Annotated in this window: 9 protein-coding genes; 5 read left to right on the top strand and 4 right to left on the bottom strand. The window is 47.5% G+C overall.

Annotated features, from left to right (window positions below; all coding sequences use genetic code 11):
• The first annotated feature begins 264 nt into the window (after positions 1-264).
• The 5 genes from ACFPFU_RS03865 (at position 265) to ACFPFU_RS03845 (ending at position 10,313) form a co-directional block, all read left to right on the top strand.
• Positions 265-3,441 (top strand): SusC/RagA family TonB-linked outer membrane protein, encoded by a 3,177-nt coding sequence (locus tag ACFPFU_RS03865; RefSeq protein ID WP_377061701.1) that lies wholly within the window; start codon positions 265-267, stop codon positions 3,439-3,441.
• Positions 3,442-3,521: 80 nt separating this feature from the next.
• On the top strand, positions 3,522-5,018 hold the full coding sequence (locus ACFPFU_RS03860) for a RagB/SusD family nutrient uptake outer membrane protein (RefSeq protein ID WP_377061699.1): 1,497 nt from the start codon (positions 3,522-3,524) through the stop codon (positions 5,016-5,018).
• Positions 5,019-5,090: 72 nt separating this feature from the next.
• Entirely contained in the window at positions 5,091-6,017 is a 927-nt protein-coding gene (locus tag ACFPFU_RS03855; protein ID WP_377061697.1) for a dihydrodipicolinate synthase family protein, read from the top strand.
• 17 nt (positions 6,018-6,034) lie between these two features.
• Positions 6,035-8,734, top strand: a complete 2,700-nt coding sequence (locus ACFPFU_RS03850; RefSeq protein WP_377061695.1) for a sodium:solute symporter family protein — start codon at positions 6,035-6,037, stop codon at positions 8,732-8,734.
• A gap of 37 nt (positions 8,735-8,771) precedes the next feature.
• Positions 8,772-10,313 (top strand): sialidase family protein, encoded by a 1,542-nt coding sequence (locus ACFPFU_RS03845; RefSeq protein ID WP_377061693.1) that lies wholly within the window; start codon positions 8,772-8,774, stop codon positions 10,311-10,313.
• A gap of 14 nt (positions 10,314-10,327) precedes the next feature.
• On the opposite strand, the gene ACFPFU_RS03840 is transcribed toward ACFPFU_RS03845, so the two are convergent.
• The 4 genes from ACFPFU_RS03840 to ACFPFU_RS03825 all read right to left on the bottom strand — a co-directional run bounded on the left by ACFPFU_RS03840 (position 10,328) and on the right by ACFPFU_RS03825 (position 12,716).
• Entirely contained in the window at positions 10,328-11,104 is a 777-nt protein-coding gene (locus tag ACFPFU_RS03840) for a hypothetical protein (RefSeq protein WP_377061691.1), read from the bottom strand.
• A 24-nt stretch (positions 11,105-11,128) separates the two neighbouring features.
• Complete coding sequence (locus ACFPFU_RS03835; RefSeq protein ID WP_377061689.1) at positions 11,129-11,638, bottom strand: alginate export family protein; 510 nt, start codon at positions 11,636-11,638, stop codon at positions 11,129-11,131.
• A gap of 173 nt (positions 11,639-11,811) precedes the next feature.
• Positions 11,812-12,261 carry a nuclear transport factor 2 family protein gene (locus ACFPFU_RS03830; protein ID WP_377061687.1) on the bottom strand — a complete coding sequence of 150 codons (450 nt, stop codon included), beginning with the start codon at positions 12,259-12,261 and terminating at the stop codon, positions 11,812-11,814.
• A complete protein-coding gene (locus ACFPFU_RS03825; RefSeq protein WP_377061685.1) occupies positions 12,258-12,716 on the bottom strand; it encodes a YciI family protein in 459 nt (152 codons plus the stop codon). The genes ACFPFU_RS03830 and ACFPFU_RS03825 overlap by 4 nt, the downstream gene beginning before the upstream one ends.
• Between the last annotated feature and the right edge of the window lie 11 nt (positions 12,717-12,727).

The raw sequence follows: 12,727 nt of genomic DNA, 5'->3' as shown, positions 1-12,727 counted from the left end.
ACAGCATTACTGTATCAAAATTACAGAATATTATCGGTATAGCTATTGGCGGCAATTCCACAAAATAGTTTTTTTGGACGATTGCGTACCTTAAAACGGACGATTTTTTACCCTTCCGGACAACAGATGGCCTTTTTGTGTACTATTCCCGCCCCTCGGATGAAGAGGCTATAGCTAGCTTTGGAAATGGTTTTGGTATTTTCTGTTCATCAGAAAAGCAGTTAAACATTCAAAGTATTTTCAATTCAATAAACCAATTTACATATGAAGAAATTCAACTTAATGATGTGGATACTTGTCCCGCTGTTTTGTTGCCCTGCTTTTGAGATCATGGCCCAGGAGCAGCGGGAAGTATCCGGAAAGGTCACCGACGGGAATACCGGTGAAAGTATTCCGGGAGTGAACATATTGGTCATGGGTACCAATAGGGGAACCGCCACGGACATTGACGGTAATTACGCCATCCCGGTGGAAGTAGGTAGCCGCCTTAAATTCAGCTTTATCGGCTATGCCAGTCATGAGGTAGTGGTAAACAATCAGACTGTTTTGGATGTCAGTTTGCAACCGGATTCGCAAAATCTGGAAGAGATATTGGTGATAGGTTATGGCGAGCAATCAAGGGAAACGTTGACTTCCTCGGTCTCCAAGCTGGATGACCGGGTGTTGGAAAACATCCCTTTTGCCAATGCTGCCTCGGCCATGCAGGGAACCATTTCCGGTGTGAGGGTGCAGACCACCACGGGCCAACCTGGCGCAGCTCCAAGGGTAATTGTCCGGGGAGGCACTTCCATTAACGACCCTGACGGGGCCCAACCGCTCTATATTATAGACGGGGTCATCCGAAACAACATGAATGACATCAACCCTGATGACATTGAGACTTTTCAGGTATTGAAGGATGCGGCTGCCACGGCCATTTATGGTGCCAGGGGATCTAATGGAGTGGTCATCATCACAACAAAAACCGGCAAGCCCGGCAAAACCACGGTCAGTTACCGCTATAACCTGAGTGTATCCGAACAATGGAACCAATACGAAATGGGCTCTGCCAGGGATTACATATATTTCAACCGGATGGGCATCCTGGCCACGGCTGAAAAAAATCCCCAACATCTTTTTAGATTGGACCAACCGTCGGGTTTTGGTGTGGGAAATGACCTGACCAACAACACGGGATTTACTACCCAATACCTTTCTTCCGAAAATGAACACAAACTGAATGAAGGATGGCAATCCATGCCTGATCCCGCCGATCCAAGCAGGACAATTATCTTTGATGAGGTAGACTGGCAAGACGTACTTTTTAGACAAGCCGTGACCCAAAACCATTATGTAGCCATTTCAGGCGGGTCTGAAAAAGCAAGATTTGATATGGGAATCGGCTATCTGGACAATGAGGGAGTGGCCATCAATACCGACTTTAAAAGGTTTACCGTCCGGATGAACGGAGATGTGAACGTCAATGAGACCTTGGATGTATACGGCCGGGTTAACTTTACCAATTCCTCCAACACTTCCGTTTTTGGAGAGAATGAAATCTTCCAAAGAGCCCTTGGGCTTCCCCCCACAGCCAAATTCAGGTTTGAAGACGGCACGCTGGCCCCGGGCCAAAACAGGAGCATGGGGAACCCCGTTTATCATCTCGGCAGAATGGATGCCTTGAATGCGACCAACAGGCTTACCCTGTCAGGAGGTGCCAATTGGGATATTCTCCCCGGGTTGACTTTTGAACCTATCGGCTCTCTTTATTTTGTGCACCAGACCAACAACACCTTCCAGAAATCCTATTATAATACACCCACTCAGTTTATTGATTCCCGCGATGCCTATGCATTTAACTCTGTGTTTTGGCAAAAGCAGTTTGACGGGGTATTTACTTATCTAAGGAGCTTCGGATTTCATAATCTTCAGCTGAAAGCAGGGGGATCTTATTTTGATCGGCAAAACTATTCCGCAAGTGCTTCGGGAAGAGGGGCTGCTTCTGACCTGATCCCCACCCTGAACGCATCCTCGGAACCCAGGGATGTAAGCAGTTCACATTCCCAGCTGAGAATTCTCGGTTATTTTGGAAGATTCAACTACGATTATGATAAAAAATACCTGTTTTCCGCATCAGCCCGGTACGATGGGGCCTCCAATCTGGGGGTAAATAATTATTGGGGATTTTTTCCCGGTATTTCAGCAGGATGGAACATGCATAAAGAGGATTTCTGGGTAAATGTACCCCAAGCGCTTTCGGCTTTGAAGATCAGGGCCAGCTATGGTGTGAATGGTAACATCGGTAACCTTTCCGATTTTCATGCTCAGGGTCTTTATTCGGTCGGCGCAAGGTATAATGATATCGCTGCCATTCAAAATAACCGCATGGCCAACCAGGACCTGCAATGGGAAAGGTCGGCTACTTTTGACCTTGGATTGGATATGGGGCTTTTTGGCGATAAAGTGACCATCATTGCCGATTATTATAACCGGGTGACAGATAACCTGCTTACTAACCTGGAACTGCCCCAATCCACCGGTTTTTCCAGTATCCTAACAAATTTGGGAGCTCTCCGGAACGAAGGCGTAGAAATGGAAATTGCGGCCACACTTCTCCAAAAGGGGGATTTTTCTTGGAATGCCTCAGCCAATGCTACCTATAATATCAATACAGTGGTAAGGTTACCCGAAAATGACAATGAAAACAACCGAATAGGAGGCGTATTGGTATTCAATCCGGCCATTGGTGGTTACGCGTGGATGGGGGGTCTGCAGGAAGGACAGAGAATGGGGGACATGTTTGCATACCAGTATGATGGTATATATGCTACCGATGAAGCAGCGGCAGAAGGTCCTTATGATGTGTTGGTGCCGGGTACGGATAAAAGGAAGTTTGGAGGAGACGTCCGGTGGAGGGATTTAGACCGGAATGATACCATCGATAGCAGAGACCGGGTTCTTGCCGGCAATATTTTCCCGAAATGGACCGGCGGTTTTACGAACATGCTCAATTATAAGAACCTTTCCCTCACCATCAGAACAGACTTTGCCTTGGGCCACACCATCTATCACGAAACCAGGGCCAGGTTCAACGGCCAGTATCAGGGGGATATCGGGATCTTGCGGGAAACCACCCAATCCTGGCAACACCAAGGTGATATTGCCGTGCTGCCAAGGTACTACTGGGCCGACCAATTGTCCCAAAACAACTCCTTCCGGGGAAGTACTTTCTTCCATGAAAGGGGAAATTACCTGGCCGTTAGGGAATTGACACTCAGTTACAGTCTGCCACAGCGATGGACAGACGCCATAAAGACTGGCAGCATCAGAACTTATTTTACCGGGTCTAATTTGTATTATTTCACCCAATATACCGGACTTAATCCTGAGGTAGGGGGAACGGATGCAGGCCGGTATCCCATACCCCGAAGTTTTATGCTCGGCGTAAATGTAAACTTTTGACCTATTCACCTGGCCGGAAAAAGCTGTATGCTGAAAGCCGGAATACCGAATGGAGAAATAATTAAAAAAACTGCGAAACAATGAACAAAGACATAAAAAACATCTTAATGGTCGTGGTCTCCGCCACAATTCTTGCAGCGGGGCCGGCCTGTACAGACCAATTGGAAGTGAGCCCCATAAGTACCATTACCGCTGCGGGTTTTTGGGTGAACGAAGACAATGCCAACGGTGCACTGCAGGGCATGTATGTGCGCTTCAGGGATGAGGCTGCCTATAACCTATTTATCTTGGGAGAATCAAGGGGAGAAACCTTGTCGTATGGTCTGCAGGCTTCAGAGGGCAGGGAAAGGTACTTTGAAAATTCCCTGGACCCGAATTTTGCGGGGCCAAATTGGTTGAGGCTTTATACCACCGTCCATGATGCCAATCTGATCATCAAATACGTGCCTGGCATCACCTTTACGCGGGAATCGGATAAAAACAGGATGTTGGCACAAGCGTATGCCATGAGGGCTTTTCTGTATTTCACCATGGCGAAGACCTGGGGAGGAGTACCTCTGGTAACAGAACCAACGGAAGGATATGACGCGGAAACAACTTTCAGGCCCCGGGCAGGAGTAGAAGAGGTGTTTTCATTGATCAAATCAGATATTGAGCAAGCATTGAACCTTTTTCCGGATAATCACCATGGCCATGGAAGGGCCATGTGGTCAAAACCTGCCGTGAATGCGTTAAAAGGGGATGTATACTTGTGGACAGGAAAAGTCCTGGATGGCGGCCAGGCGGATTTTCAGACAGCAATGGCCGCCTTGAACGAGGTTTCAACCGCACCGGATTTAAGCCTCATGGAGAATTTTGAGGAAGTGTTCCGCTATGCCAACAAAGGGAACAGGGAGGTGTTGTTTGCTGTAAGGTTTTTGGACCTTGAGAGTGGTACGAACTACAACAATGAGCTGTATATAAGAGATGATGAAATCCCGTCTGCTACCCCGGCAGGTGTGAGGGAAAGAATCGGTGCCGGTGGAGGTTTGAACCGGTGGGCACCTTCTTCCATCCTTCGCGAAGCTTACGAAGACGGGGATCAACGGAAAGACGCAAGTTTGATCACTATTCATATTCCTAATGAGGACAATGATGAGCGATATTATGCTTCCCTGGTCATGAAATACCGGGGGTTCGTGGATGCCTCGGGGAGAAGGTTCATTGATGACATTGTGGTGTACCGGTATGCGGATGTATTGTTGCTGCTGGCGGAAGCAAAAAATGCTTTAGGTATGGATCCCTCTGTAGAAATGAATGAAATAAGGGAGAGGGCATATGGGGAGCAATTTGAAAATTTCAGGTATACGGACCAAGGCCAACAGGCCAATGACGAAGCCATACTGAAGGAGAGAATGCTTGAACTGGCATTTGAAGGGAAAAGATGGTTTGACCTGGTACGTTTTGACAAGGCGTTTGAGTTGGTTCCTTCCCTCCAAAACCGGGCTCAAGACAGGTATTTACTGTTATGGCCCATTTCATTGAACACGATCAGCCTCAATTCCAAAATTGAGCAGAACCCCGGTTATGGCAACTAAGTCATTATGTACGGAAAGCTTTGGTAAAGCCAAGGCTTTCCGATATATTTTAACATAATTTATAAAAACGAAATGATAATCAATAAAATACAAGGCTTGATTGCCGCTACTTTTACGCCCTTTGATGCGGAAGGCAACCTGAACCTGTCCATGGTGCCGGTACTGGCTGAGACATTGGCAGCCAACAGCATAAAAGGTGCTTTTATCAATGGGACTACCGGCGAGGGACCTTCCCTGACCTTTGATGAAAAAACAAAACAAATGGCAGCTTGGGCTCCTTTTGTTTCGGATGATTTTTTGGTTTTGGCCATGCTTGGAGGAACCAGTCAGAAGGAGGCTTGCCTGCTGGCCAAGAAGGCGGTGGAGATGGGGCTGTCCGGTGTCGCGGTCACCGCCCCTTACTATTTCAAACCGGCAAGTGTGGACCGGCTGGTAGCATACCTCAAGCCTATAGCCGAATCAGCGGCTGGATTGCCTTTGTACTTTTACCATATACCCATGCTGACGGGAGTGGACTTGCCCATGATGGAACTGCTCAGCACTGTGGACGGGGTGATCCCCAACTTTGCAGGGATTAAATACACCCATCACAACCTGATGGAGTTCAACCAATGTCTTCGTTATAAAAATAAAAAGTTTGATGTGCTTTGGGGTTGGGATGAAACTTTTCTGGCTGGTTTGAGCATGGGGGCCAAAGGAGCTGTGGGCAGCACCTATAATTTTGCTGCTCCTTTGTATCATCGTATCATCAAAGCTGTTGAGGACAATGATCTCGAAACGGCCAGAAAGCTTCAGGAAAAGTCGGTTGATTTTATCGCTTTATATGGCAAATTCGGTGGAGCCGCGGCCGGCAAATCCATAATGAAGCTTTGCGGCTTGGATTGCGGCCCTTTTCGTGTTCCAGTTGCCAAATTGACCACAAAGGAAGAAAATGCATTGAGACAGGAACTGGAGAAGCAGGGGTTTTTTGAATTTGTCATTAAAAGATCAATTCACTAACCGCTTTGCTGTATATCATGCATAGAATATCGTCATTGATTTTTTTAGGGTTTTTCTTGTTGGCTTCTTTGAACGTCAGAGCCTCAGGGCCCATAGATCCGTTTCCTTATGGTGAATACCAGTGGGAAACCATTGCCGAGCTGCCTGTTCCTCAGGGATTAATTTATTCACCGGGGTATGCTGGGATGTATGCGGGAACCCATAATGGCGTGTTGATTTTGGCAGGCGGGGCCAATTTTCCTGATGCGCTGCCCTGGCAGGGAGGAAAGAAGAGGTTTTGGGATCACATCTATGTGTTGAAAAAGGGGAAAGAAGGGTACGAATGGGATAGCACCGTGATGCGATTACCCAAACCAGTGGCTTACGGATCGACGGTGAGCACCCCGCAAGGTATCCTTTGTCTGGGAGGAGAAAATGAAACCGGTCATTTGCAGGATGTTTGGTGGTTCATATGGGATGCCGAAACCCAGTCTCTTCAAATAAAAGACGGGAAACCCTTGCCTTTGCCGCTGGCCAATGCATCCGCGGTGTTGTTGGATGATTATGTGTACTTGGCGGGGGGTGAAAACCAATCCGTTTCCAATGGTTTCTACAGATTGAGCCTCAAGAAGGAAAATGCCGACTGGGAATCCCTCCCCTCATGGACAGGTGAAGCCAGGTCCCATGCTGCTTTAACCGTACAATCCGATGGTCAGGGGAGGCAGATTTATTTGGCCGGAGGAAGGAGTAAACAACCGAACACACCTACCCAGTGGCATGGAGACATCCATGTTTTTTACCCCAAAACCTCGGTATGGAAGCATTTGGGAAAAATGGAGGATGGCGAGGGTAATCCGGCAGAACTGGCGGCAGGAACCTCCGCTGGTCTTGGTTCGGGCCACATACTGTTTTTTGGAGGGGATGACGGAGAACTGTTCCACCGGCTGGAAGCATTGGCTCAAAAGATTTCCGCCAGTGATATTCATAGGGAGGATTCCTTACGGTGGGTTCAGGAAAGAGATATTATTTTGGAGAACCATCCGGGGTTCAGTAAAAGGGTGTTAGCTTATCATCCCGTGACCGGATCATGGTCCAGATTGCCCGATTTGCCTTTTGGCAGCCAGGTGACCACCCCATTGGTACAATGGGGTGATGCCCTCGTTGTGCCTTCCGGGGAAGTGTCTCCAGGAAGGCGTACACCGGAAATCAGGCGGTTGGAAATTTCCAAAAAAGAGGAATTCGGCGGGCTGAATTATACGATTTTGGGGATTTACCTGGGCTCACTGGTGCTGATGGGGGTGATCATCTCCAAAAAGCAATTGTCTACTTCGGACTTCTTCAGAGCGGGGGGCCGGGTGCCTTGGTGGGCAGCGGGAATCAGCGTATTTGGTACCCAATTAAGCGCCATCACTTTCATGGCCATACCTGCCAAAACCTTTGCCACCGACTGGACCTTATTTTGGCTATTGATGACCATCATCATGGTGTCACCCATCATTATTTTCTGGTTCCTTCCCTTTTTTCGCAGGCTTAATCTGACTTCTGCCTATGAATACCTCGAATTCCGGTTCAACAAAACTGTCAGGCTGATGGGAAGTTTTATCTATATTGCCCTGCAGCTGGGCCGGTTGGGTATTGTGTTGTTGTTGCCGTCCCTTGCACTTTCTGTGGTGACCGGGATGGATGTGGTGCTTTGCATTTTATTGATGGGAATTTTAAGTATCCTGTATACGGTGCTAGGGGGAATAGAGGCTGTAATCTGGACAGATGTAATACAGGTAGTGGTACTACTTGGCGGGGCGCTTATCTGTTTGATTTTGATGGTGATGAAGATCAATATGGATGGGCAGGCTTGGTGGGCATTTATCAAGGAAGACTCCAAGACGCTCCTTTTCGATACCAGCCTGGATTTTACCGGGACAGCCATTTGGGTAATCTTGTTGGGAGGCATTGCGTCCAATATTGCCCAATATGGCAGTGACCAAACAGTGATACAAAGGTACCTTACCACCAAAGACGAAAAAACAGCGGCCAAAGGTATTTTGACAGGGGCGCTGATGGCCTTACCTTCTGCCCTGGTTTTCTTTTCCCTGGGAACAGCCTTGTATCTGTTTTACAGGCTCCATCCTCAGGAATTGTCACCGGTGATGGCCAATACGGACAGCATCTTTCCCTGGTATATTGTGACACAGTTGCCCAATGGGATATCTGGATTGCTGATTGCAGCAGTATTTGCTGCCGCGATGTCCAGTCTGGACAGCAGCATGAATTCCGTAGCCACTGTGGTGACCACGGACTTCTATAAAAAAATCTTTCCGAAAGACCTTCCGGGAAAGCATTCATTGAAATTTGCCCGGTTTGTCACTATCCTTGTCGGGGCAGTGGGTACCGCTTTTGCCATTTTGATGGCCAGCATGGGCATCCCTTCCCTATGGGACCAATTCAACATGTTGATCGGCCTGTTTGCTGGAGGACTGGGCGGCATATTTCTAATTGGTATCCTTTCCTCTTCCTCTAACGGTCCAGGGGCAGTAATAGGATTGACTTGCAGTGCGATGGTACAGTTGCTGGTCAAATACCAGACAGATTTGAGCATTCACTTGTATGCATTTACCGGATTGGCAAGTGCGATGTTGTTTACGTATCTGGCCAGCAGGTTTTTTCAAAGACCTTCCCGGAAGGAACTACAGGGGCTTACATTGAAAACCATGGGAAATAGGGAAAAGGCCCTGGTTTAGCATTCTTAAATAATTGAAACAAATGGAAAATACACATATGAAGTATCGTTTGATAAAAAGTCTTTTGGTCGTCATTGGAAGTTTGATGTTCCTTGCCTGCGGTGAAAAGCGCACTTGGCCTGAGAAAGAAAGTATCCAATTTGAGCAGGTGGTTGTGCCCTTAATTCAGGGAAGGGAGAGTCCTATTGGCCACATCAGAATGGACCTGGAGTCAGGAGATGAGCTGAAAGAAATCCGGATCAAGGCTGAGGGTGATGCGATAGAGGGTATCACGGTGGCGCTTTTGTCCCAAGATGGGAAAGAAAAGAAAGGTCTGGGTGAAACCCGGCAGGGAGAGGTATTTTGGACGGTTGCTTTGGACCGGCAGCTTGAATCGGGTGCCCATTTATTTGAAATAGGGTTGATGGTAAAGGAAACGGCCAGTTTGACAGAAAAAGTATCTTTTGAAGTGGTGTATGTGGAAATGTCCAGCGGAAAATTCCGTCCCTCCGGCCAGGAGTACCAGCAGTCTTATCGTCTGGCCAAAGCGCTGAGACACCACGGGGACGATGGCGTACATTCCTTTCGCATACCGGGTTTGGTTACAAGCAATAACGGCACCCTCTTGGCAGTCTACGATGTGAGAAGGGATGATTCTTCCGACCTACAGGGAGATATTGATGTGGGACTGAGCAGGAGTACGGATGGAGGGGAAAGTTGGGAACCTATGAAAATGATCATGGACATGGGGGAATGGGGAGGCTTACCGGAAAACCAGAACGGGATCGGAGATCCTGCTATCCTTGTGGACGAAGAGACGGGAACCATATGGGTTGCCGCACTTTGGCTGCATGGAAAACCAGGGACCATGGCCTGGAACAGTTCTGGGGAGGGAATGAGCCCGGAGGAAACAGGGCAGTTGATGTTGGTAAAATCGGAGGATGATGGCGTGACCTGGTCGGATCCTATTAACGTCACCGGTCAGATGAAGGACCCCTCATGGCGCTTGTTTTTCAATGGCCCCGGAAGAGGGATCACCATGAGGGACGGTACTTTGGTATTCGCGGCACAATTTAAAGATAAGGAAAATATCCCGCACAGTACGGTCATTTATAGTAAAGACCGGGGAGAAACCTGGGAGGTGGGAACAGGTGCAAGATCCAAAACCACCGAAGCGCAGGTGGTGGAGTTGCAGGATGGCAGTCTTCTGCTCAACATGCGGGACGACAGGGGAGGAGCGAGGGCAGTGATGGTGACGAAAGATATGGGTAAGACCTGGGAGGAACATCCCACAAACAGAGCAGCATTGATAGAGCCGGTATGTATGGCCAGTATTATTTCCAACCCGCACACCGATGATCCAGTTCTGTTTTTTTCCAATCCAGCTGCCACAGACGGGAGATACAATATTACGATTAAAGCCAGTTTAGATGATGGCCAATCTTGGCCGGAAGCCCATCAGGTTTTGTTGGATCAAAAAAGAGGGTGGGGGTATTCCTGTCTCACGATGATTGATGAGGACCATTTGGGAATATTGTACGAAAGCAGCCAGGCCCATATGACGTTCCAGATCATCCGCGTGGACGAGATAATAAAGTAATAAAAGGAGATTGGTTAAAATAAGATTCCAATGAACTTGTTTTTCATGTTCGGCCTTACGATCAACATCAGATAAGACCAGTTTTGGGTGGTTTTCAGGGCGCCGTTGTTTTGGATTTGCTGAAAGGAATCGGTATAAAAAAAGTGGCTGTAACCTCCTTGAAGGGAAACCGCATTGCCGATCAGGTAACCAAAAGAAACATCGAATTCCTGTCCGAGCCTTTTACTCAAGGTTTCATGGGCATAGATCACATCCGCGTGGCTGTAAAACAGATGGGCATCCGCTTGGACAAATAATCTGGGATTGAAATCGTACCTGGATTTAAAGTAAAAATCCTTTAAACCCACATTGTTTTCGTGGGAGCCGCCCACAAAAAACAGGTCCATGTATCCGTTGTATAGATGATTGGTACCGTACATCGGAGAAAAGGAACGGTTTTGATTTCCAGTGGGGTCAGCGGTACCACTTAGAAGCTCCAAACCTCCCGCTACCCGGAGTTTCTTGCCACTGGCACTTTCTGAGAATAAAGTATGGGTAGCTTGGATATTGACATCATAGGCATTTACCTTTCTTCCTTGGGGGTCCTTGCCCAATTGATGGTAATAAAATCCGCTCAACAGGGTGTTGTTTCCGATTGGGTACTTAAGGGTGGGAAGCCCCAGCGTCTGCCGGTAACGAACGCCGGAGGCTGTCAAGGTGCCGTTTTCATCATATTGGGCAAACTGCCTTCCATCGTTCCAGAATAAAAAGGAATATTGCAGGTCTCCTAACTGATCTTCCAGATGCAGCATTTGGGCCGTTTTGTATTGATTGGGCTACAGGTAGAGATGGCCAGAGAGCGCTTGGCCGGTTTGGTTAAAGCCGGCGCCAAAGTGTAATTTAAAGTTGTTTTTTTCGTATTTGACCAATGCAAAATCATGTGCCCTGCCCTGTAAGGCCCAATCCAGGTTTCCTAAAAACCTGAAATTGTCATAATTGAGCTCTTGTCTTCCCAGCTTTAATGCCCAATCCGGATTTAACTGTATAGAGGCCCAGGCTTCGTGTACAGAGAGGTTGTTGTCAGTTATTTTAAGCTGCGGTGTGTCCCCCCAGATACGGATATCCTGCACACTCATATAAAACTGTATGGACTCATATTGGTAATTGGCTTGAATTCTCGCCCTTTGCCCCACAAAGGCCGCAGGGCTTTGGTCTTCATGGATGAGACGGCCAAAGCCGTTTCTGAACTCTCCACGCTGTATCAATTGCCCGTCGAGCTGAAACTGGGCATAGGCCATGGGGCTGACAAGCAAACAGAGCAGGAGATATAAATAAACCTTTTTCATTTTGAGTGTGGTTTTAACGGTACCCTGGGAATAGGACAGTGTCCCCAGGTTTTATTCACACTCAAAATTATTCCGCTTCACGCAGCTTTAATATGATGTTGAACAAGGAATAACCTGCATTTTCGCAGGTAAAAAGAAGTTTAGAGGTGGGAAAAAGGGAACGGTCTTTTTTGTTATTCGCTGCATATTTGGTTGGCATGTCTGGCGACAATGACCCACCGTCCGTTTTTATTTTGCCAAATATTGGTATACCGTCTTTTCATGCTTCTGTTGATGGCTGGATTATCAGAATTAGGGACTATTTCTTCTTCGCCCATGGTGATGACCATGTTATCATAGACCAGGGTTTTTTCGGCATCTCTGGTAAACACGGAATAATTGATCACACCGTCCTTTATCCTGTCTATGACCGCCTGCCTATCCGGAACGATCATATTGTAGGGGTTATTGACCGTGAATTCCGGATCCCATATTTCCTCCAGTGTTTTGATATCCTTTTCCAAAATGGCATTTATTTCTTGCTGTTCCAAAAGATGAATGTGCTGAATGAGTTCTTGCTCAGTATTTTGTGCAGCGACTTTCAGCGTAAGCATGTATACGAAGAAAAGCAGGGAGTTTTTCATGGTTGGGTTTTCCAGATTTTATCGGAGGTTTCGAGATAAGCCGGCAGTGCCGCTGACCCATACCATTCGTACACATCCGCTTGCAGGAGATTGTTTTGGATAGCCGGGTCAGTTTGCAGCAGTTCCCTCGCCTCATCCAGACTTGCCACATTCAGTATGAAAATACCCCTGTAAGTCTGCTCATTTTTGCCCAGAGGACCGGCCACAATCAATTTCTCTTCTTTGACAAGCCCGTTGATGTTGTTCATATGACCCCTGAAACTATTGCTGATAAGCTCCTGATCCTTGGTGTCGTTGCTTCCGGTTTTCAGAATGACAAGGACATAGCTTTTCATACCGTAATCATCAGCTCCCAATTTTCTGGCTAATGCCTCATCATAATTGGGGTTGCTTTGCTGTCCGCTGGCGGTGATAATGAGACCGCTCAAAAGGGAAATGGTCAGAAACAGTTTCATGGATACAGGAT

The sequence above is a fragment of the Negadavirga shengliensis genome, assembly GCF_042652345.1.
GTDB classification, from domain to species: domain Bacteria; phylum Bacteroidota; class Bacteroidia; order Cytophagales; family Cyclobacteriaceae; genus Negadavirga; species Negadavirga shengliensis.
The sequence above is the reverse complement of the archived record's forward strand: the minus strand, read 5'-3'. Positions and strand labels throughout refer to the sequence as shown.